16 protein-coding genes are annotated in these 21210 nt (G+C 70.4%); 7 read left to right on the top strand and 9 right to left on the bottom strand.

Going from position 1 to position 21210, the window contains the following annotated elements; genetic code table 11:
* Positions 1 to 24 precede the first annotated feature (24 nt).
* Positions 25 to 1662: an FAD-dependent oxidoreductase gene (locus I004_RS0104860; protein ID WP_028434547.1), complete on the bottom strand. Its 1638-nt coding sequence runs from the start codon at positions 1660 to 1662 to the stop codon at positions 25 to 27.
* A 257-nt stretch (positions 1663 to 1919) separates the two neighbouring features.
* Between I004_RS0104860 and I004_RS32290 the strand changes: the two genes are divergently transcribed.
* Positions 1920 to 4043 carry a glycoside hydrolase family 3 C-terminal domain-containing protein gene (locus I004_RS32290; RefSeq protein WP_051344715.1) on the top strand — a complete coding sequence of 708 codons (2124 nt, stop codon included), beginning with the start codon at positions 1920 to 1922 and terminating at the stop codon, positions 4041 to 4043.
* Between the two features lie 126 nt (positions 4044 to 4169).
* Here I004_RS32290 and I004_RS0104870 read toward each other — a convergent pair whose 3' ends face one another.
* The 4 genes from I004_RS0104870 to I004_RS0104885 form a co-directional block, all read right to left on the bottom strand.
* Positions 4170 to 5543, bottom strand: coding sequence for a permease prefix domain 1-containing protein (locus I004_RS0104870; RefSeq protein ID WP_028434548.1), 1374 nt, complete (start codon positions 5541 to 5543; stop codon positions 4170 to 4172).
* A complete protein-coding gene (locus I004_RS0104875; RefSeq protein ID WP_028434549.1) occupies positions 5540 to 5914 on the bottom strand; it encodes a PadR family transcriptional regulator in 375 nt (124 codons plus the stop codon). The genes I004_RS0104870 and I004_RS0104875 overlap by 4 nt, the downstream gene beginning before the upstream one ends.
* 386 nt (positions 5915 to 6300) lie before the next feature.
* Complete coding sequence (locus I004_RS0104880; protein ID WP_028434550.1) at positions 6301 to 8241, bottom strand: LamG-like jellyroll fold domain-containing protein; 1941 nt, start codon at positions 8239 to 8241, stop codon at positions 6301 to 6303.
* Between the two features lie 361 nt (positions 8242 to 8602).
* On the bottom strand, positions 8603 to 9184 hold the full coding sequence (locus I004_RS0104885; protein WP_028434551.1) for a TetR/AcrR family transcriptional regulator: 582 nt from the start codon (positions 9182 to 9184) through the stop codon (positions 8603 to 8605).
* 250 nt (positions 9185 to 9434) lie between these two features.
* Here I004_RS0104885 and I004_RS0104890 point away from each other — a divergent pair, with 250 nt between their 5' ends.
* From I004_RS0104890 to I004_RS0104900, 3 genes are read left to right on the top strand one after another with little or no spacing between them, the layout of a single operon-like run.
* Complete coding sequence (locus I004_RS0104890) at positions 9435 to 9995, top strand: 2Fe-2S iron-sulfur cluster-binding protein (protein ID WP_028434552.1); 561 nt, start codon at positions 9435 to 9437, stop codon at positions 9993 to 9995.
* Positions 9992 to 10984 (top strand): FAD binding domain-containing protein, encoded by a 993-nt coding sequence (locus tag I004_RS0104895; protein WP_028434553.1) that lies wholly within the window; start codon positions 9992 to 9994, stop codon positions 10982 to 10984. The genes I004_RS0104890 and I004_RS0104895 overlap by 4 nt, the downstream gene beginning before the upstream one ends.
* On the top strand, positions 10981 to 13128 hold the full coding sequence (locus I004_RS0104900) for a xanthine dehydrogenase family protein molybdopterin-binding subunit (RefSeq protein WP_028434554.1): 2148 nt from the start codon (positions 10981 to 10983) through the stop codon (positions 13126 to 13128). The genes I004_RS0104895 and I004_RS0104900 overlap by 4 nt, the downstream gene beginning before the upstream one ends.
* Before the next feature lie 159 nt (positions 13129 to 13287).
* Here the strand turns inward: I004_RS0104900 and I004_RS32295 are convergent, their stop codons facing one another.
* The 4 genes from I004_RS32295 to I004_RS0104920 form a co-directional block, all read right to left on the bottom strand.
* Positions 13288 to 14241 (bottom strand): hypothetical protein, encoded by a 954-nt coding sequence (locus I004_RS32295; protein WP_051344716.1) that lies wholly within the window; start codon positions 14239 to 14241, stop codon positions 13288 to 13290.
* Between the two features lie 93 nt (positions 14242 to 14334).
* Entirely contained in the window at positions 14335 to 14946 is a 612-nt protein-coding gene (locus tag I004_RS0104910) for a TetR/AcrR family transcriptional regulator (protein ID WP_028434555.1), read from the bottom strand.
* A 188-nt stretch (positions 14947 to 15134) separates the two neighbouring features.
* Positions 15135 to 16598: a dihydroorotase gene (locus I004_RS0104915; RefSeq protein WP_028434556.1), complete on the bottom strand. Its 1464-nt coding sequence runs from the start codon at positions 16596 to 16598 to the stop codon at positions 15135 to 15137.
* Positions 16595 to 18016, bottom strand: a complete 1422-nt coding sequence (locus I004_RS0104920; RefSeq protein WP_486579743.1) for an FAD-dependent oxidoreductase — start codon at positions 18014 to 18016, stop codon at positions 16595 to 16597. Before I004_RS0104920 ends, I004_RS0104915 begins: the two co-directional genes overlap by 4 nt.
* Before the next feature lie 233 nt (positions 18017 to 18249).
* Between I004_RS0104920 and I004_RS0104925 the strand changes: the two genes are divergently transcribed.
* The 3 genes from I004_RS0104925 to I004_RS0104935 are packed head-to-tail and all read left to right on the top strand — an operon-like array spanning position 18250 to position 21118.
* Entirely contained in the window at positions 18250 to 19038 is a 789-nt protein-coding gene (locus I004_RS0104925) for an IclR family transcriptional regulator (protein WP_028434558.1), read from the top strand.
* Positions 19035 to 20252 carry a CoA transferase gene (locus I004_RS0104930; RefSeq protein ID WP_037975019.1) on the top strand — a complete coding sequence of 406 codons (1218 nt, stop codon included), beginning with the start codon at positions 19035 to 19037 and terminating at the stop codon, positions 20250 to 20252. Before I004_RS0104925 ends, I004_RS0104930 begins: the two co-directional genes overlap by 4 nt.
* Positions 20249 to 21118 (top strand): HpcH/HpaI aldolase/citrate lyase family protein, encoded by an 870-nt coding sequence (locus I004_RS0104935; RefSeq protein ID WP_037975020.1) that lies wholly within the window; start codon positions 20249 to 20251, stop codon positions 21116 to 21118. Before I004_RS0104930 ends, I004_RS0104935 begins: the two co-directional genes overlap by 4 nt.
* Positions 21119 to 21210 lie beyond the last annotated feature (92 nt).

Genomic DNA, 21210 nt, shown 5'->3' on the forward strand with positions numbered 1-21210 from the left:
ACTTGCGGCGGGATGCGGCTCCGTTCAGCGGCTCAGGTACTCGTGCATCAGGCGCACGGCCGTGGACCCCTCACCCACCGCCGAGGCGACGCGCTTGATGGACCCGTTCCGCGTGTCTCCGGCCGCGAACACACCGGGCATGCTCGTCTCCAGCACCATGGGGTCCCGGCGCAGGGGCCAGGTCACGGAGGAGCCCTCGCGGACTTCGTGGCCCGTCATCAGATAGCCCTGCCCATCGCGTTCGATGCTGTCCTGCAGCCACTGCGTGTGCGGTTCACCGCCGATCATGATGAACAGCCCGGCTGCCGGGACCCGCTCGACGGTGTCCGCCTCCCGGTCCAGGAGCGTCACGTGTTCCAGGTGCCCGTTGCCGCCGCCGTCGACCACCTCGGTGCACTGGCGGACGATGATGTTCGGCGTCGCCTCGACGGCGCCCACCACGTACGCGGATGCGGATTTCGCCAGGCTGTCACCCCGTACCACCAAGGTGACCGTGCGGGCGTGCTTGGCCAGGTGCACGGCGGCCTGAGCGGCGGAGTTTCCGGCGCCGACGATGAAGACGTCCCGGTCCCGCATCGAACGGCTCTCACCCACGGCCGTGCCGTAGAACACTCCCGAGCCGACCAGGGCTTCCAGAGCGGGCACGCCCAGACGCCGCCAGTCGACCCCGGTGGCGATCAGCACCGTGCGTGCGTTGATCTCGGAACCGTCGAGCATGTGAACGACTCGCCGGTCGCCGCGGCGTTCGAGCGCGACCGCCTGCTGCGCGAAGACGATGTGAGTGCCCATGAGCCACGCCTGCTCGCAGGTCTGACCCATGAGATCGTCTCCCGCGATGCCGTGGGGGAACCCCGGGTAGTTCCTGATCATCGGGCTCGTCCCGGCCTGTCCTCCCGACATGGCCCGCTCGAGGAGCACGGTGTCGAGTCCTTCGGACGCCGCGTAGACGGCCGCCGTCAGACCGGCCGGCCCCGCACCGACGATGGCGACGTCACAGACGTCCAGGTCGTTGGTGACGTTGACCCCGAGCGCGCGCGCCAGATCGGGCAGTTCCGGCTGGATGAAGGCCTGACTGTCGTAACGGACCACCGCAGGCAGGTTCGACGCGTCGATGCCGGCTTCCCTCATCAACCGCTGCCCGGCCTCCTCCTCGGCCGGATACAGCGCGAACGGGAGGTTGAAGCGGGCCATCACATCGCACACCTGGTGCACACTGCTGTCGTCCTTCGCCGCGACGACCCGGAACAGCTCGAAGGTGGGTTCCTGGTCCCTCGTCCACGAGGACAGGAACTCGCTCATCGCGCGGTAGAGCATTTCGTCGTCCACCCATGGCCGCACGATGTGGTAGTCGGCGCGGTCGAGCGCGATCGCCTGGACGGCCGGGCTGGTCGACGAGTAGTCGCGGTCCACGAGCAGCACACGCTTGGCACGCGGATACAGCTTGTGCGCCCGCGTGAGCACGTCGATCGACTCGTCGTCCACGAGCAGCAGTGCGAGTGATTCCCCGGCCTGCGCCAGATCCCGCACGGCCACGAGCGCAGCATCGGCCGAGCCCGCGCCCCGAACCGTGAACGCTCTGCCGAACCGTCGCGTGAGGTCGGCCAGCAGCACACGGAGTGAACTCGGGTCGTGATCCACGACGAAAATGACTGGCCACGTCACCCTTCCAAGGCTAGTGCCCCCCGGCGCGTCATGCCTGGTGACAGCTGGTGGCAGCGCTGTGACCGTCCGGATGCCGGGGCCTGCTCCCGCGGCCGGGACGGGCCTCCGGAGCCGGTGTCCCCAGGTGCGTACGCCGCCGCGGATCGGTCGTCCCGGCATTCCTCGAGCCGTGGATGGGGATATCTCAAGCAAACAGAACGTGTACATGTCAGTCGCCTGCGAGGCCGCCGAGGCGGCAGAAAGGACGTGCTGAGGTGATGGGACCCCCTCGGCCCCTCGTCCGGGTCGCGACCGCCCTGGTGTTCTCCGCCGCACTGACGATGCCGGCACCCGGCCCGCTCCCCTCCGGGGAGGCGACGGCCTACGCCTCCTCGTCGGGCGCCCAGGAGGACCGTCCGTGGACCGACAGATCGCTCAGCCCGGAGGAGCGTGCCGATCTGCTGCTGGACGCGATGACCCTCGACGAGAAGGTCCGCATGCTGCACGGCACCATCGGCTCCCCCGTGCCGACCACGGGCTACATCGCGCCGATACGGCGCCTCGGGGTGCCCGGCGTGACGATGACCGACGGACCCGCCGGCGTCCGCAACGGGCAGAAGGCCACAGCGCTTCCGGCCCCTGTGGCGCAGGCCGCCAGCTTCGACACCGAGGTGGCGCGGGAGTACGGGCGCACGCTCGGGCGCGAGGCACGCGCGAGAGGTCAGATGCAGCTCTTCGGGCCCGGCACGAACATCCAGCGGGTCCCCGTGAACGGCCGCAACTTCGAGTACTACAGCGAGGATCCCTACCTCGCGGGCACCATGGCGGGCGCCGACGCCACCGGCATCCAGTCGCAGGGCGTCATCGCCACCGTCAAGCACTTCATGGCCAACAACCAGGAGACGGACCGCATGACCGTCTCGGCCGACATCGACGAACGCACGCTGCACGAGATCTACGGCAAACCCTTCGACCTCGCGGTGCAGAAGAGCAGGCCGGGCTCCGTGATGTGCTCGTACAACCGCGTCAACACCGTCTACGCCTGCTCCAACTCGCAGACGCTGCGCACGATGCTGCGCTCGCGATTCGGCTTCGACGGGTACGTGGTCTCCGACTACCCCTCCACCCACCGCACTTCCGACCTCGCCGCCGGACTCAATGTCGAACTGCCCCTGCCCGTGCTCGTCAACTCCCTCACCGTCCGTGCCGCGAAACTCAGGGGTGCACTCCCCCAGGAGGCTATCGACCAGCGTGTACGGGAAGTGCTCACCGTCCTGTTCAGGTTCGGCTTCTTCGAGCGAGACGGCACGGCCACGTCCCCGGTCGACGAGGCAGCGGGGAACGCCACGGCGCAGCACGTCGCCGAGCAGAGCGCCGTCCTGCTCAAGAACGACAAGGCCCTCCCCCTGACGGGCTCCGCGAAGAGGATCGCCGTCATCGGCTCCGCCGCCGCGGACTCGGTGCAGGGCGGCGGCAGCAGCAAGGTCGACCCGCTCTCGGAGGACACGGCGCTCGGCGCGGTCAGGGAGCGCGCCGGCGCCTCGGCCCACGTCACCTACCACGACGGGAGACTTCCCCGGCTCGCGGCAAAAGCCGCGAAGTCGGCGGACGTGGCTCTCGTCTTCGCACAGGACAAGGAGGAAGAGGGAAGCGACCGCGCCGACTTGTCGCTGCCCGGCAACCAGGACAAGCTGATCGCGAAGGTGGCCGAGGCGAACCCGCAGACGATCGTGGTGCTCCAGACCGGCGGCCCCGTGCTGATGCCCTGGCTGCCGCAGGTCAAGAGCGTCCTGGAGACCTGGTATCCGGGCGCACGCGGGGGCGCCGCCACCGCGCGTCTGCTGTGGGGTGACGTGAACCCCTCGGGCAAGCTCCCCCAGACCTTCCCGGTCCGCGAGGACGAGGTGCCGGCGAACACCAAGGCGCAGTACCCGGGTGTCAACGGCACGGCGCACTACTCGGAGAGGGTCGACGTCGGCTACCGCTGGTACGACGGGACGGGCACGGAGCCCCTGTTCCCCTTCGGGCACGGCCTGTCCTACAGCAGCTTCGCCTACTCGGACCTGCGGCTGGAGAAGAACTCCGGCGGCCCGGACGACCCGGTGGAGCTGTCGTTCACGGTCACCAACTCCGGGACGCGCGCGGGCTCCGAGGCACCGCAGGTCTACGTCAGCAAGCCGGACACCGAGGTGGACAGCCCGCCCAGGGAACTGGGCGGCTACCGGAAGGTGAGCCTGGAGCCCGGTGAGAGCAAGGAAGTGCGGGTCTCGGTCGACCCGCAGCAGCTCTCCTACTGGGACACGGGCTCCGACGAGTTCCGGGTACGCGAGGGCGAGTACGGGATCGCCGTCGGCTCCTCGTCACGCGCACTCCCGCTCGACGCCTCCTACCGGGTCGAGTGAGGCCCGGAGCCCCGGGCGAACGGTGGCGCAACGACGTACCGGCCCGCCCCCGGGAGTGGTGACCCGGGGGCGGGCCGGTCGACGGTTGCGGACGGATCAGGCCGGTCGTTCCGGACCGTGCAGCCGTCAGAGGTAGCCGAACACCGGCGGGAAGACCAGGGCCACGACCCATGCCCACGCGGCATACACCGGCAGGTAGTTGGTCTGCCAGCCCTCCAGCGCCCCGAACGGAGTGCGCCGCCGGACGAAGCCCAGCACCAGCCATGCCGACCAGGTGAGGTTGGCCAGCAGGATGATGTTCTCGCCGAGCGCCGCCGCCTTGTTGGGCGTGGTGCCGTACTCAGTGATGCGTCCGGTGATCTCCACCATCACCAGCACGTCGATGGCGAGCGCGCTGACCACGAGAGCCACCTGCAGCTTGTCGAACAGGCCGGGCGAGGCCAGCGGATCGCGGGCCGAGATCGAGTAGAGCAGCAGCCCCAGCACCACGACCAGCAGAAGGTCGAAGAGGATCAGCGCTTCCCGCTCCACATCGATGCCGGCGCTTGTCACGCCGAACGCCACGAGGAAGGCCAGCATCACCAGGGTGACCAGCGGGGTGAACAGCCGCGCCAGCACAGGGGCCATGTTCTCCACGACGCTCTGCTTGGCCTCGACGAGCCACCCGCCCACCACCACCGCCGACACGCCCCCGCAGGGAAGCAGCCACTGGACGACGAAGTCCTCCGGGTTCACCCCGATGGCCTTGAACGTCCCGAACACGAGCGACATCAGCACGCCGCCACCCGCGGCAATGAGGGAGAGATAGACGAACCATTCGCCGGTGAAGCGGATGAAGTCCATGCGCCGGCGCGTCGATCGCAGGTCGTCGGCGACATACGCCAGACCGACCGCGAACCACAGGGCGATGGGCAGATGGATGCCCGTCAGGACCGCCGACTGGGAGTCGTCCGCGAGCGGATAGACATTGGCCGCCACCGCTCCGAGCGCGAACAGCCCCACCAGAATTCCGATCACCGTTCGTGCGGCGCGGCGACGCCAGGCCAGGAAGGCCGCGAGCCACGGCAGCGCGAACAGGCTGAAGTTTCGGCCGTGGAAACCGGGGTCGTCCTCGAAGCTCATGCCGAACAGCGCGGGAACCTTGACGGACATCGCCGCTCCCGCGACGCAGATGATCATCGCGTACAGGTCACGCCGCGACCGGTCGTCCGCCACCGCGCTGTCGGGCTCACCGGTCAACACCAGCTGCTTCCACAGCCGTTCGGAGTGCTCGCGGGCGAACTCTCGGGAGAGGTCGTCCAGACCGCCCATGCGTTTGACCGCGACCAGGAACGCCTCGTCGGGGCGCAGGCCGAGGGCTGTCAGCTCGTCGACGGAGCCCCGCAGGTGGTCTTCGAGCTCATCGGCGTCGGACTGCCGAAGTTCCGGGCGGCGTTGCACATAGTGGCGCCACTGAGCGAACTGGCCCTCGAGGTCGTCCTGACCGTCCAGCGCTGTCATGCCGGGCCCTCCAGCGGTATTGCTGTCAACGACTTGAGGTCGCCGGTGCCGAGCCAGACCTGCTTGAGCGCGTCCACGACCGTGTCCCACTGCCGGCGTTGCTCTGCGAGCTCGGCCAGGCCGCTGTCCGTGATGCGGTAGTACTTGCGCCGCCGCTCCCCGGTGACCGCCTGCCAGCTCGACTCCACATGTCCGAGGCGCTCGAGCCGGTGCAGCAACGGGTAGAGCAGCCCCTCCGTCCAGTCCAGCTCTCCGCCGGACAGCTCGTTGATCCGTCTGAGGATGGCGTAGCCGTAGCTCTCCCCCTCGGCCAGGATGCCCAGCACCATCGGTGTCGCCGAGGCGGCGACGAGATCCTTGGTGACCCTCACGAGACCTCCCCGGGCCCATACCTAGGACCCTGATGCATAGTAGCGCTAGGTATCAGCGTGCGACAAGGAACCGGATCTTCCACGGGTACGGGGGCAGTTCGGGGACAGCCCCCGCGGCATCGGTTGGGAGACGCGGAGTGCATGAGGCCGGGCGGCCCACGGTCACCGGGGGCGGAATCCCACGCGGCACGGGGCGACATCAAGCGAGGGGTCAGGGGCCGTGCTCGCTTCATCTCGTGCCGGCGTCAGGGCCGAGGGTGCGGGTGCGGGGCACGCAGGTTGCACGTGGTCGCGGTCGGTGCGGCCTGTTCGCGGCCGTCGCGGTCAACGCCGTGAGGAGGCGGCCCCAGCTCGCCGCTCCGCGCGCGGCCGCTCTCCCGGGTTCGTCAGGACTCCCGTGCCAGGGACGCGGCCTCCGCCGAGGAGACCGCCCTCCCCACGGCGCGCACGTCGTCGACGGCCCCGTCGAGTCCCTGGAAGAACGCGTTGTCCGACAGCCCGCGGCCGACGACGAAGTTGCCGCCGGAGGCGAAGTCTTCCTCGTGATCGGCGGTTCCGGCGAGCCGGCCGTTGACGTACAGGCGCACCTCGTCGTCGGCGTCGTCGTAGACACCCGTCAGATGCACCAACTGGCCCGCTTGGGGCTCCAGCGCCGAGACGGCCTCGTCGGCGTCGGACTCCGCGTCGCCGGTGTCCTCCTCCGGCATGCTCATCTCGAACCGGGACTCATCGGCGTCGTACTGGAGCATGAAGGCACTGGAGTCCGACCCGTCCTGACTCACGATCGTCTGCGAGACGTCAGTGCGGTCGAGCACGACCTGCGCCGAGACGGTGAAGCTGCCGGTCGTGTCGATCAGAGGGCCGTTCGACGCGACGAACTGCTCCCCGTCGAACGCCAGCGCTCCCAATTCCGTGGGTCTTGGACGGGACGCGCCGAAGAGCGTGCCGGCGTTGTTGTTCGCCGAACTGTCGGGCGTCACGCCGTCGCTGCTGACCTTGTCGAACAGCCACTCCACGGCCACGTTGCGCACGGCCGGCTGGGAAGGCCGGTCCGAACCGGCGTCGGGCGGCGCGGGCTGTGTCCTGGTGGGCTTCGACGAGGGCTTCCTCGAGGGGTTCGAAGTGGACTTCGCCGTGGCCGTGGCACGGAGGGGGCCAGGCGTCTTGGAGGGAGACGGCGAGGCCTTGACCGGCGACACCGGTTCCTTGCTCTGCGGCTTCCCCGTGTCGGAGTCCCCGACGAATCCGAAGGCGAAGGCGGCGCCGACCGCGCAGACGCCTGCGACCGCCGTGCACCGCACGACCAGGTCGGTACGTCGCTTCGTGGCACGCGCAGCCGCGCCGGCTCCGGCCGCTTCGGCGGCCGCGTGCCGCCCCCTGCCGGGCGCCCGGCCCCCGGACTCCTGGCTTCCGGCACCGAGGGAACCGGACATGAGGCCCTGCGGCATCTGGCTGCCGGGGGGCAGAGCAGCTATCGCCGGGGTGGGAGCCATGCCGGCCCCGGGCATGAAGTCCCCGCGCCCGCCACCCCGGTTGGCGTTCGCACTCTGCGCGGCGTACTCCGAGCCGCCCCACGGCAGCAGCGCCTGCGCCAGCAGCGTGCCAGGGTCGTGACGCAGACGCCCGAGATCACCGACGGCCCGGGAGCAGCGGGCACAACGCTCCAGGTGCGGCGCGACCTCGGCGGCGACGTTCGCGGACCTCGCGTCCCCGTACGCGAGCACCAGCCGGTGGTAGAGACGGCATTCGTCGTGCATCCCGTTCAGCAGGACCTGGACGTAGGAGTTGTACAGCTCCTCCTGCGCACGGCCGGTGGCCACGACCACCTCACCGGAACCCGCACCGATCAACCGGCCGGTCGTTGCGGTGTCGTTGTGCTCGACCAACTGGTGCCAAAGGACCGTCTGGCTGCGGCAGGGAATGCCGGCGAAGGCGCGCGCCACGAGTGACGGGCGGTGGAAGCCCGCCGGCGCGGTGCTCCCCGGCATCACCGCGCTGTTGGCTTCCATCCACGCCGCCAGTTGGGGATTCAGCGCCGCCCGTCCGCTCGCCTGCGCCCATGCTGACGCCGTCTGAAGCACCGCGGAGAGCGCACCCGCACGTACGGCACCGCTGACGCTGCCCTCCGCCTGCTGCCGAAGCGCCTGCTGCCATCCCTGGTACGCAAGTTCGTCCGCGGCCTGCGGACTCACGGCGCCGAAGGCGGCGAAGGCTCGAACGGCAGGGAAGTGGCGCCGCTCAAGCTCGTGCAGCGCGGCGCGGGAGATCTCTCCCCCTTCCCATACGAGACGGAGCAGCTCCGCGTCAGAGAGGTGTACGCAATCCATCCGTTTCCCCCGATCCCGGTTCACGGCGTCTCCGGCGAGTCACGAAGGTCACGAGGTCGTCTGGTCTTGGACTGATGCTTCGCGGGGGCTCGGGTGCCGGATCCGAGTCGATGTCATGGGCGGTCGTCCCCAAGTCCAGCGCAATCAAGCCCCGAACGCCATAGTCAGAGCACACCTGAGGCGGAAGTGTGTGGGACCGGTGAGGTGGTTGGTGTCCAGTGGTGGCGGTTCGTCCCCTCGTCCGCGACGGCCCATGCGGCACTCCGGTCACGCGGGCCGGCGCCTCCGGCCGGAGCCGGACGCCACCGAAGCGGGGTCGCTGATCGCCGGGAGAGCGCCGGACGCGATCAAGAGGGGACCTTCACTCGACGCCGGCCGCTCCCGCTCGCAGCCCGTCCATGACGAGATCGAGGAGCCGGCTGACCCGTGGCTGCCACTCACCCCGCGGGTCGATCTGCCAGAGGCCCGCGATGGCGAGGAGGAAGTCGTCCGCGGTCACTCCCGGACGGATGGTGCCGGCCTCCTCGTTGGCACGGAGCAGGAGTTCGGCGGCCCGCGTCACCGGTCCGTGGCCCGGCTTCTCCGCGTTTCCGGGCGCGCTGGTGGCCTGGCGGATGGCGTCCGCCAACCCGGCCTTGGCCATGGCGAACCGGGCGAGGCGGTCCATCCACTCACGCAGCGCACGGTCGGGCGCGTAGGTCTTGATCAACTGGGCGGCCGCGTCGGCGACTTGATGCATCTCGTGGCGGTAGACCTCCAGCACGAGGGCTTCGCGGCTGGGGAAGTTGCGGTAGAACGTGGCCTGACCGACGCCTGCCTTCTTGGCGATCGCGCTCAACGGGACGTTCGTGGAACGCGTCAGCTCCGCCAGGGCCACGTCGAGGATGCGCTCACGGTTGCGTCGTGCGTCCGAGCGCAGAGGCGTCTCCTTGCTCTGCTGCACTCGTCCTCCTCGCGGGTTCGCGCCCGAACCCGGGCTTGCCAAAACGGACAACTGTCCACTACGTTCTCCGGTAACGGACAACCCTCCGGTTAGGTCCACCATAACGTCGAACGGGGCCGTCGGCGCTCCTCCTTCCCTCAGCCCGTTCTCGCAGCCGCCGTCGCCACGTACGGTCCGTACGGCCGCGTCCCCGTTCCTCTGCTTGCCGGAGGGGTTCCGACGCGCTCCGATACGCGAAAGAAGGCTGAGCATGGACCCATCGACGTCCAGCGCCATCACCCTGAACATCAACGGCGAGAAACACACGCTGTCCGTCGACCACCGCACCACCCTCCTCGACGCGCTCCGCGAGCGTCTCGACCTGACGGGCACCAAGAAGGGCTGCGACCAAGGGCAGTGCGGCGCATGCACCGTTCTGCTCGACGGGCAGCGGGCCGTCTCCTGCCTTCAGCTCGCGGTGGCCGCCGAGGGGCGGGAGATCACCACCATCGAGGGCGTGGCCGACGGGGAGCGACTGCATCCGGTGCAGCAGGCGTTCCTCGACCTCGACGGCTACCAGTGCGGCTACTGCACTCCGGGACAGATCTGTTCGGCCGTCGCCATGATCGAGGAGCACGCGGCGGGCTGGCCGAGCGCCGTCACGAGCGACGTGAGGAGCGCACCGCCGCCGCTGACCGCGGAGGAGATACGTGAGCGGATGAGCGGCAACCTGTGCCGCTGCGGCGCCTATGTGCAGATCGTCGAGGCCGTCGCCCGGGCGGCCTCGGCCGGGACGGAGGCCGAGCAGGCCGGGAACGGGGCGGTAGCATGAGGGAGTTCGGCTACCAGCGCGTTCTCGATGTGTCCGGCGCGGTCGCGCAGCTCGCGGCCGATCCGGAGGCCCGCTTCCTCGGGGGCGGCACGAACCTCGTCGACCTGATGAAGACCGGCGTCGAGCGGCCCGCCCAACTCGTCGACGTCACGCGGCTTCCGCTCGGAGAGGTCGAGAGGACCGGGGACGGCGGCCTGCGCATCGGTGCGACCGTCACCAACAGCGACCTGGCCGCACACCCCGAAGTCCGCCGCAACTACCCGGCGTTGGCCCAGGCGGTGCTCGCCGGAGCGTCAGGGCAGCTGCGCAACATGGCCACCGTCGGCGGGAATCTGCTCCAGCGCACCCGCTGCGGCTACTTCGCCGACGTGTCCCAGCCGTGCAACAAGCGCTCCCCCGGCACCGGTTGCCCCGCCATCGAGGGCGAGCACCACAATCACGCGATCCTGGGCGCGTCCCACCACTGTGTGGCCGTGCACCCCTCGGACATGGGGGTGGCGCTGGCCGCCTTCGACGCCGTCGTCCAGTACGAAACGGCGGACGGGTCAGGCCAGTTGCCCATGACCGAGTTCTACGCGCCCGTCGGAGACACTCCGCACCTGGAGACGGCGCTGCCTTCCGGAGCGTTGATCACCGGCGTGACTCTGCCGCCCTCTCCGGTCGCCGCCAACTCCCGCTATCGGAAGGTCCGCGAGCGCGCCTCGTACGCGTTCGCGATCGGCTCCGTGGCCGCCGCGCTCGACGTCCGGAACGGTGCCGTGCAGGAGGCGCGCCTGGCCTTCGGGGCTGTCGCCTCACGGCCGTGGCGGGCCCGCGCTGCAGAGCGGGTACTGACCGGGGCACCGGCCACCGCCGAGACCTTCGCCGCCGCGGCGGAAGCCGAGCTCGCGGCCGCCGAGCCGCTGCCCCAGAACGGATACAAGGTGGGCCTGATCCGCAATCTGGTGGTGGCCGTGCTGACCGAACTGTCCGAGGAGGCCGACCGATGACCACCACCACGACCGGAACCACCCCGGCGAAGAGTTCCCACGGCGCTCCGCACACCCGCGTGGAAGGCCTGGAGAAGGTCACCGGCGCGGCCCGCTACGCCGGCGACATCCCCTTCGCCGAACTCGCCCACGGCTGGCTGGTGTTGTCCACCATCGCCCGCGGCCGGATCCTCTCTGTCGAGACCGGACCCGTCCTCGAAATGCCCGGTGTGCTCGAAGTCCTGCACCACGGGAACGCGCCGCACGTGAATACCGACTACGTCGGCATGCTGGGGCCTCCTGACCCGACCGTCGCCGTTTTCCAGAACGACCGCGTGCCGCACAGGGGCTGGCCGGTGGCGCTCGTCGTCGCCGAGACCTCCGAGCAGGCCAGGGAGGCCGCCGAGGCGCTGGTGGTGCGGTACGAGGAGGAGCCGCACGACATCGCGTTCGCCGCGGGACGGCCTGACGCCTACGCGCACGACGGCATGGGTTCGGCCCTCGCGGAGAAGGGGGACCTGGAAGCCGAACTCGCCTCGTCCGCCGTCGTCGTGGACGAGGAGTACACGACGCCGGAAGAGCACCACAACCCGATGGAGCCGCACGCTGCGGCGGCCCGATGGGAAGGCGGCCGCCTCGAGATCGTCGACTCCAACCAGGGCAGCACGTGGATCGTGAACGAGCTGGCGCAGCTGTTCTCGCTCGACCCGTCCTCCGTGCGGGTGCGATCCGAACACGTCGGCGGCGCCTTCGGTTCCAAGGGCGTGCGTGCGCATCAGGTGGCCGCCGTGATGGCCGCGACCGTCCTCCAGCGCCCGGTCCGGGTCGTGCTGACGCGCCGGCAGATGTTCTCGCTGATCGGCTACCGGAGCCCGACGGCGCAGCAGATCAAGCTCGGGGCCGACGCCGACGGGCGGCTGCGCGCCCTGCAGCACGACTCGCTCAGCCTCACCTCGACCGTGCACGAATTCGTCGAGGGATGCGCTGCTGTGGGGCGGGTGATGTACGACGCCGACGCCCACCACACCGCCAACCGGATCGTGCGGCTCGACGTGCCCAGCCCGACGTTCATGCGCGCGCCGGGCGAGGCACCGGGCTCGTTCGCGATCGAGTCCGCGCTCGACGAACTCGCCGAGAAGTGCGGCATCGACCCGATCGCTCTGCGTGCCCGCAACGACCCGCAGACCGGACCCGTCTCCGGGCTGCCGTTCAGCAGCCGCCGCGTGATCACCTGCTTCGAGGAGGGCGCCCGCAGGTTCGGCTGGGAGGGCCGGGACCCGCGTCCGGCGGTGCGCCGTGAGGGGCGGCTGCTGCTGGGGACCGGCACCGCCGCCGCCTCCTTCCCCGCACGGGCCGTACCGTCCACCGGGGCGGTGACGGCGGAGGCGGACGGCACCTTCACCGTGCGGATCACCGCGGCCGACATCGGAACCGGCGCCCGTACCGCCCTGACCCTCGTCGCCGCCGAGGAGCTCGGCGTGACTCCTGAACGGGTGCACGTCCGCATCGGCGACAGCGACTTCGGCCAGGCGATGATCGCCGGCGGTTCGATGGGGACCCGCTCGTGGGCGTGGGCGGTGACGTCCGCCGCACGCGAGCTGCGGGAGCAACTGGCCCTGGGCGGCAGCATTCCACCGGAGGGCATCACGGCGCGCTCGGACACCGCCGAGGCGATCGGGGCACTCGCGGAGACCGAACGGCACTCGTTCGGAGCGCAGTTCGCGGAGGTCGCGGTGGACACCGCCACCGGCGAAGTACGTGTGCGCCGCATGCTCGGCATCTTCGCGGCGGGCCGGATCGTCAACCCGCTGACGGCACGCAGCCAGTTCGTCGGCGGAATGACCTGGGGCATTTCCATGGCCCTGCACGAGGAGGCGCTCCGGGACCAGGCATCGGGAGCCAACGTCGGCGCCGACTTCGCGGGTTACCACGTCTCGGCGAACGCCGACGTGCCGCACATCGAGGCGGACTGGATCGACGACCCGGAGCCGGACGACCCCGTCGGCATCAAGGGCATCGGCGAGATCGGCATCGTGGGCGCCGCCGCGGCGATCGCCAACGCGGTGTGGCACGCGACCGGCGTACGGCACCGGAATCTGCCGATCCGGCCCGATCGCGTCCTGACGGCGGAGGCCGGAGCGGGGGTCGCTTCGCCAACACCGTGAGCGCACGGGCCCGGGGTGGATGAGTGGCGGAACCGCCGGTCCGGGACCGGCAGTTGCAGCTGGGCCCGGATGAGCGGCAGCTCCCCCGCGATCCACGCCGGATGCCGGCGGGGTTCCTGACCCGGAACCCCGCCGGCATCCGCCGCGCCGTTCGGGGCGTCAGGTGCGCACCGCTTCGTCGGGTACGGCCTGCGGCTCTCCCGCGGATGCCTCAGCCTCCGGCCGGGTGTGGTCGTCCGGGTGCTTCCCTTCGTCGTGTCCGCCGCCGGACTTCGGGGCGTCCGGCAGGCCGAGCAGCCCGAAGACCCGGTGGGCCGCACCCGTTTCCCGCCGCAGGACCAGTCCCCAGACGATGAGTGCGGCAACGGGCGTCCCCGCCCACCAGCCGAGTTGATGGATGAGCACGCTCGCCAGGACGGCCGAGCCCAGCGCCAGCCCGAAGACGGCGAGCAGGAACGTGCCGACGATGCGGGACCCGCTGCGCATCTCGGTACCCGCGTCCCGCTGTCCGCTCCGGATCGCCGTGACCAGGACGTGGAACAGCACCGGCAGGAGAACCACACCCATGCCGGCCAGGGTCAGGCCGACGGCCGAGACCGCCCAGTCACCGGCGCGTGAGAGCAGCTCGCCGGGGCCGTGGCTCGCGGGCCACTCGGCGAACTCCTCCTGCCCCGGCGAGAAGAAGCGCTGGTAGCCCCGCCCGTCCCAGCCGTGGACGAGGATGAGGAACATCCCGAGATAGCCGACGCCGGTCTGCAGAAACGCCGCGTACACGCGCCCGCGGACGACGAGGCGGCGTGCCACTTCGTACCCCAGCAGCCCCTGGCTGACGTTCGTGAGCGCGAACAGTGCCACCAGCCAGCCCGGCAGAGCCCCGTGCCCGTCGGCGACCTGCATGGTCTCCCAGTCGGGAAAGCTCCACAGCAGCCATATCCCGCTGGGCGCGAACAGCATTCCGCAGTAGACGGCGGTGGCGAGGAGGTAGGGGGGCGGCTGCTGCGGACCGCCCCTTCCGGACCGCCGTTCGGGGCGCGCCTGCCGAAGATGGAAGGCCGCGGCGGTCCCGAAGCCCGCCCCGATCCCGTAGGCCCAGAAGACGTCGACTTGCACCATGTGCCGGATCCCTTCTCGGAATGACATGTCATTCTGCTCGGTGGGCAAAGAAAGGGCCGGGGCTGCCTTGCCCCGGCCTGCGGGCTGCGGGCGTCAGGTGCCTCCGAGCCCGTCGAACATGAGCGTCTCCACCGTCCGGATCCACGAGGTGCGCATCTCCTCGGCGTCGCGGACATGGAGCAGTTGCGCGCACCCGGCGAGGATCATGCCGTTCACGGCCAGACCGACCACCTGCGGGTCCAGTTCCGAGCGCACAAAGCCTCTCGTCTGACCGTTGCGGATGAAGGCGGCCGTATAGGCACCCGCGTTCTCCACGGCGGAGCCGAGGACTCCGGGGTCGGTACGGGCTATGGCCGCCGCGTCGTAGAACAGCACCCGGGCCAGTTCGGGCTCCGCGACGACGAGGTCGAAGAGCTTGTTGCCGATGCGCCGCACCTGTTCCCGGTACTCCCCCAGGGAGCGAGAGGCTTGAGGGTCCTCATCGGCGATCGCGTCCTGCATCTGCCCCAGAGCGCGGACGACGAGACTGCGGGCGATGTCTTCCTTGTTCTTGAAGTAGCGGTAGAACGTCCCGTGCCCGGCGCCCAGTTCGCGGGCGATGTCGGCGATCCCGGTCGCGTGGTACCCCTTCTCGGCGATCACCTTGCTGGCAGCGCGGAGGATGACCTCCCGCTTGTCCACCACACCTTGGGGCACAGCGCCCACCTGCTGCCTCCACCTCTGATCGTCCGGAATGACGTGTCATTCTCGTGTTGGCCCCGGTGGGTGTCAACCCGGTGGGGTACGAGCAGGCCCACCGTCGCGGGCACGGACGTCCCAACTCCCGAGGTCCGTCTTCCGGTTCGGCGCGGTGAGCCTGGCGACTTCGGCCAAGGGGTCGTGGGCCGCCCCCGTCAGACGGTCGGACGGGATATGTAGCGGCCCTCCGGCCGGCCTGTCACCTCACCGTTCGCGTAGACGGGGCGGCCGCGCAGGAACGTCGCGCTTACGCTCGCGCCGATCTCCAGGCCCTGCATGGGCGAATACTCCTGCACCGACTCGGAGTTCGCCGCGTTCACCGTCCAGGAGCGGTCCGGATCGACCAGGGCCAGGTCCGCGTCGTAACCCTCGGCGATCATCCCCTTGGAGCGGAGGCCGAAGCGCTGTGCGGGGTTCCAGGAGGTGAGCTCGGCGACCTTCTGGAGCGGGAGACCGTGCGAACCGGCGGCACCGGCCAGGCCCGGGAGCAGGTACTCCGTGCCGCCGAAGCCCGACTTGGCCGCGAAGACGTCGCTCTTCGGGTCGCCGAACTTCACCTCTTCCTTGCAGCACGCGTGGTCGCTGACGACCCAGTCGACGTTGCCCGCCACGAGGTGCTCCCAGAGCGCGTCGACGTCCTCCTGCGGGCGCAGCGGCGGGTTGACCTTGCCGCCGACGCCCGATGCCGTCTCGATGTTCACCAGCAGGTGGCCGATGGTGACCTCGCGGCGGAAGTCGACCTGGGGAAAGGTCCTGGCCATCAGCAACGCGGACTCGATCGCCCGCCGCGAGGAGAGGTGCAGCAGATTGATGTTGGGCAGTTCGGTCTCCGCGGCGAGGAAACTCGCGATGGTGACCGCCAGGCCCTCCGAGTGCGGCGGCCGGGACGCGCTGTAGGCGGCGAGCCCGGTCAGCTCGCCCTCCTCCTCGACGAGCCTGGTGTACGCCGTCATGATCTCCGCGGTCTCGCAGTGCAGGGACAGGGAGATCGCGTCGGCCAGCTCCGGGTACTTCTCCCGCGCCGCCTGCACGCCACGCATCACGAACTCAAAGTGCGCCAGGTCGTACCGCTCGTCCGGCGGGATCATCAGGAACGAGTTCTGGTCCGAGGAGCGGCCGTGCAGGCCGTGGCTCCCGTAGAACATGAACACCTTGAACGACGGGACGCCGAAGCGGCCGATCAGCTCCGGAATCTCCTCGATGTGCGACTTCTGCATCGGTGCGAGGTGGAAGCCGTAATCGACGTGGCTGCGGCCCTCGGAGGCCTCGAGGACGAGGGGGAAGACCTCGTCGTAGCTGCCGCCGCGGTTCATGTAGTACTGGCCCGTGCGCATGTATGTGAGCGCCGTCGTCACTCCGCCCTGTGCGCAGGCGCGGCTCTCACTCGCCGTGTCGTCGGACAGCGGGTTGTAGATCCCCCAGTGCTGGTGTGCGTCCACGACACCCGGGAAGGCCAGCAGGCCCTTGCCGTCGGTCACTTCACGGGCTTCCTCGGCCGGGATGTCCGGGGCGATGCGCCGGAAGACGCCGTCCGCGACGGCGATGTCCGTCGTCGGGATGTCCGCCGCGTCGTGCCTCACCAGTCGCACGTTCTTGATCAGCCGATCGAATTCCGTCATCGCGCTGTGCCCTCTCCATGTGCGTACGTGCATGACAGGGTGTTCGCCGCCTGCCAGGCAAGACCCAGAGCCGGCAGCAGGCCGTTGCCCGCGAGATAGCCGCCGGCGCCGTGGCCCGATATGCCGTGTGCCGCGCCCCCCGACGCGAAGAGACCGCCGATCGGTGCGCCGGCACGGTTCAGCACCCGCGCCTCACCGTCGACGGCGAGACCGCCCTGGGTGTGGAACAGCGCGGGAACGACCTCGACGGCCGCGTACGGTGCCCGGAGCGGCTGCTCGACGTAAGTGCGGCCGAACCTGTCGTGCCCGCCCGCACCGGAGGCCGCCGACACCTGTTCCTCGACGGAGGCCGCCAGCGCCTCCCGGTCGAGGCGGGTGCGCTCGGCAAGCGTGTTCACGTCGTCGGCCCACACCAGCGCACCCGCCTCGGCGGTCCGCCGGAAGTCGGTGAAGGAAGAACACAGGTCGTGTATGCGGCGGTCGAGCACGATCCAGCCGCGCGAGCCGGGGCGGCCCGTGAGCGCCGCGGCGAACTCGGAGTAGCCGGTGGTCTCGTCGCCGAACCGGTCGCCTGCCGTGTCGACCATGATCGCGCCGTGCATGACCGTGGCCCAGCCGACCAGCGTCCGCGAGCGGCGGGCGAGCGCTGCGTGGCCCTGGTAGGCGTCCATGAAGGCGGACGCGGCCCCGTGGCGCAGCCCGATGTCCAGGCCGTCGCCGAGCGAGAACTGCCCGCCGTGGTACTCCGCCGTCGCCGCCTCGGGCATGTGCCGCGTCACCAGCTCGCGGTTCGCGCCGTATCCGTTGGTCGCGAGCAGCACCCCGCGGGTCGGGACGGTCTCCCGGTGGCCGCTCGGGTACTGGATCACCGCCCCGGTGACGTCGCCGGCCGCGTCGAGCGTGACGTCCACGACGCGGGCGGGGACCAGCAGATCGACGGACGGCTGCGCCCGCACCCGTCCGTACAGATGACGCAGCAGTGCGGATCCGTGCCGCCCGTCGACCGTGTGCAGCCGGTCGGCGGAGTGCCCCGGGTAGCTGAAGTCCCGTACGAGGTGGAGGGGAAGGTCCGCGCTGTCGGCCAGCCATTCCACGAGCGGCGCACTGAGTCCGGCGAGCGCGGCGGCCAGCACGGGGTCGGCGGCGCCACGCGTCTTGGCGGAGATGTCGGCGAGGAAGCGCTCCGGGCTGTCCTCGACGCCCGCCGCCGACTGCCAGCGTGTGCCCGCCCCGGGGATCATCGCCGTGGACATCGAGGTGTTGTTGCCGCGCAGGAAGTGTTCGTCCGGGTCCACGACCAGCACGCTGAGCCCGGCTTCGGCGGCACGCAGCGCACCGACCAGGCCTCCGCCGGCGCCGGCCACCACCAGGTCGACCGCCGCCTGGTCCCTCATGCCGTCACTCCGGTCGGCGGGCACCTTCTCCACCTCCTTCGGGTCGTTCCGTTGAGCGGAACACTCTTAGCACACGATGATTTCAATGCTGCCTGGAGAGCGTCAATGCCTGATGAAGGATCGAGGCAACAGCCTCGTTGTTCGGTGGACAGCCCTTGACCGTCGTCGAGTGCCAATGCTTCCCTGTCGTTCCATTGAGCGGTACGAGTATCACTCCGTCCCGCATCTCGTGGAAGGGAGCAGGTGAGAATGGGCCCATGACGACTCAACCCGGAACCGAGACCGCGGGCCGCGTGATCGACGTCCTGCTGCTGTTCACGGACGGGACGGACGAGCTCGGGGTGTCCCGGATCGCACGCGAACTCGGCCTGAGCAAGGCCGTCGTGCACCGCATCCTGCAGACGCTCGTCGCCCGCGGCATGGTGACGCTCGATCATCACACCCGGCTCTATCAACTCGGTCCCACAGCGGCCGCACTCGGTGCCCGCGCCTTGCGCGATCTCGACCTGCGGGCCGTCGCCGCGAACACCCTGCGGCGGCTTCAGGAGGAGACGCGCGAGACGGTGACCCTCACCGCGCTGGTGCCGGGCGGACGGGCCTACGTCGACCAGATCGTCAGCACCCACGAGGTGAAGATGACCGTCGAACTCGGCCGCAGATTCCCGCTGCACGCCGGCAGTTCCGGCAAGGCGGTGCTGGCGTTCCTGCCGGAGGGACGGCGCGAGGAGATCCTCGCCGCCGGGCTTCCGGCGCTGACCGGCAGCACGCCGACCGACGCGACGCGTCTCCGCGCCGAGTTGGACTCGGTACGGGACTCGGGATACGCGAGCTCCGCCGGCGAGCGTCAGGCCGACGCCGGATCGGTGGCCGCACCCGTCTTCGGTCTCGACGGCGACGTCCGCGGAGCGGTGTCCGTATGCGGTCCGCGTTCCCGGTTCACGCCCGAGTTCGTCCGCGACTGCGCGCCCCGCCTCCTCGAGGCGGCCCACGACATCTCCCATGCGCTCGGATGGCCCGGCGCGAAGGAAGGATCACGATCTCCATGACCGACACCGGCCCTGCGAACGCAGCCGGGTCCGGCGCCGCGCTGGACGGCGTCAAGGTGCTGGACATCGCCACGCTCTTCGCGGGCCCGCTCGCCGCCACGCTGCTCGGCGACTACGGCGCCGACGTCATCAAGGTCGAGCACCCCAGAGGCGATCCGGTGCGCAGCCACGGGGCGAGCAAGGACGGCGTGGGCCTGTGGTGGAAGATGCTCTCCCGGAACAAGAAGGCCATCACCCTGTACCTCGGCAGCCCCGAGGGGCAGGAGACCTTCCGCCGCATGGTCGCGGACGCCGACGTCGTCATCGAGAACTTCCGGCCGGGGACTCTTGAGCGCTGGGGCCTGGGCCACGACGTGCTCAGCGGGATCAACCCCCGCCTCGTTCTGGCCCGCGTCACGGGCTTCGGCCAGTACGGCCCGTACTCCGCGCGTCCCGGATTCGGCACCCTCGCCGAGGCGATGAGCGGGTTCGCCGCCATCACGGGCGAGCCCGACGGGCCCCCCACGCTGCCGCCCTTCGGGCTGGCCGACGGGGTGTCGGCCCTGACTGCGGCGTTCGGCATCATGACCGCGCTGCACGCGCGGGAGCGCACCGGACGCGGCCAGGTGCTCGACCTCGCGATCATCGAGCCGATGGTCACCCTGCTGGGGCCGCAGGCCATTACCTACGACCAGCTCGGCGAGCTTCAACCGCGCACCGGCAACAGGTCCGCGAACAACGCGCCACGCAACACCTACCGCACCAGGGACGGCAGTTGGGTCGCGGTCTCCACCAGTGCGCAGTCCGTCGCGGAGCGGGTGATGCGGCTCGTGGGCCGCCCCGAGTTCGTGGACGAACCGTGGTTCGCCTCGGGAGCCGAGCGTGCGAAGCACGCGGACGAGCTGGACGAGGCAGTCGGCTCCTGGATAGCGCAGCGCACCCGCAGCGAGGTCACCGAGGCCTTCGAGGCGGCGAACGCCGCCGTCGCCCCCGTCTACGAGATGAGTGACATCTTCACCGACCCCCAGTACCAGGCGCTGGAGACCATCACCACGGTCGACGACGAGGAGCTGGGCGCGATCCGATTCCAGAACGTGCCGTTCCGGCTCAGCGAGACGCCCGGCGAAGTCCGGTGGCCGGGCCCCCGGAAGGGTCGCGACAACGCCGAAGTGCTCGGTGCGTACGGCGTCGGCGCCGACGAGCTCGCCGACTTCGCCGAACGGGGCATCGTATGACCGCCCCCGGCCGGACCGGCCCCGACACTCCGCCCGTCACGGCCGTGCGGTCCTGGCTGTACGTTCCCGCCACCAGGCCCGAACTCCTGGAGAAGGCGATGCGCGGCGACGCCGACGCCGTCGTGCTCGACCTCGAGGACTCGGTGCCCGACCAGCGCAAGGACGAGGCACGCTCCTACGCCGCCGAAGCCGCCGCACGTACCTGGCCCAAGCCGCTGTGGATCCGCGTCAACCAGGTCCAACTCTCGCACGGCGAGGCCGACTTGGCCGCCCTCGCCGACGTCCCCGTGCAGGGCCTGAGGCTGCCCAAGTGCGAGGCGCCGCAGCAGATCGCGACCGTTCTCGGCCGCGTCGACGCACCCCTGCATCTCCTCATCGAGACGGCGCTCGGTGTCGAGCGCGCCTTCGAACTCGCCACCGCCGCACCGCAGGTGACGCTCGTGTCGCTCGGCGAGGCGGACCTCGGCGCGGACCTGCGGGTGCGTGCTGACGACGCGCTCGGCTGGGCGCGGAGCCGCGTCGTCAACGCGGCGCGGGCCGCCGGACTCGCCCCTCCCGTGCAGAGCGTGTGGACCGACGTGGCGGACCTGGACGGTCTCTCGGTCAGCACCGAACGGGCCCGCGACCGCGGCTTCCACGGCCGGTCCGTCGTGCACCCGGCGCAGATCGGTCCCGTCAACGAAGCGTTCACTCCGAGACCGGCGGAGGTCGAGGCCGCCCGCCGACTCGTCGACTCCCTGCGGACGGCCGGTGACGCCGGCAGCGCCGCCTGGCTCGACGACGACGGCCGGCTGATCGACCCGGCGGTCGTCGCCCGGGCGCACTGGGTCCTCGAGCTGGCGACGGGCCGCGTACCGGCCGGCTGAGAAGGCGCATGAGGACCAGCACAGCACCTTCCCACTCCCCACCCCTTCCTGATCCCCACTCAGCTTTAGGCTCCTCCTTTCCCCTCACCGTC

This window comes from Streptomyces sp. TAA486, assembly GCF_000426165.1.

What these genes read in the sequence shown, in the direction of transcription:
- I004_RS32290 (WP_051344715.1), top strand. Translation starts at nt 1,920, where the DNA reads ATGGGACCCCCTCGGCCCCTCGTCCGGGTCGCGACCGCCCTGGTGTTC.
- I004_RS0104870 (WP_028434548.1), bottom strand. Translation starts at nt 5,543, where the DNA reads ATGACAGCGCTGGACGGTCAGGACGACCTCGAGGGCCAGTTCGCTCAG.
- I004_RS0104880 (WP_028434550.1), bottom strand. Translation starts at nt 8,241, where the DNA reads ATGGATTGCGTACACCTCTCTGACGCGGAGCTGCTCCGTCTCGTATGG.
- I004_RS0104890 (WP_028434552.1), top strand. Translation starts at nt 9,435, where the DNA reads ATGGACCCATCGACGTCCAGCGCCATCACCCTGAACATCAACGGCGAG.
- I004_RS0104895 (WP_028434553.1), top strand. Translation starts at nt 9,992, where the DNA reads ATGAGGGAGTTCGGCTACCAGCGCGTTCTCGATGTGTCCGGCGCGGTC.
- I004_RS0104900 (WP_028434554.1), top strand. Translation starts at nt 10,981, where the DNA reads ATGACCACCACCACGACCGGAACCACCCCGGCGAAGAGTTCCCACGGC.
- I004_RS32295 (WP_051344716.1), bottom strand. Translation starts at nt 14,241, where the DNA reads ATGGTGCAAGTCGACGTCTTCTGGGCCTACGGGATCGGGGCGGGCTTC.
- I004_RS0104915 (WP_028434556.1), bottom strand. Translation starts at nt 16,598, where the DNA reads ATGACGGAATTCGATCGGCTGATCAAGAACGTGCGACTGGTGAGGCAC.
- I004_RS0104925 (WP_028434558.1), top strand. Translation starts at nt 18,250, where the DNA reads ATGACGACTCAACCCGGAACCGAGACCGCGGGCCGCGTGATCGACGTC.
- I004_RS0104930 (WP_037975019.1), top strand. Translation starts at nt 19,035, where the DNA reads ATGACCGACACCGGCCCTGCGAACGCAGCCGGGTCCGGCGCCGCGCTG.
- I004_RS0104935 (WP_037975020.1), top strand. Translation starts at nt 20,249, where the DNA reads ATGACCGCCCCCGGCCGGACCGGCCCCGACACTCCGCCCGTCACGGCC.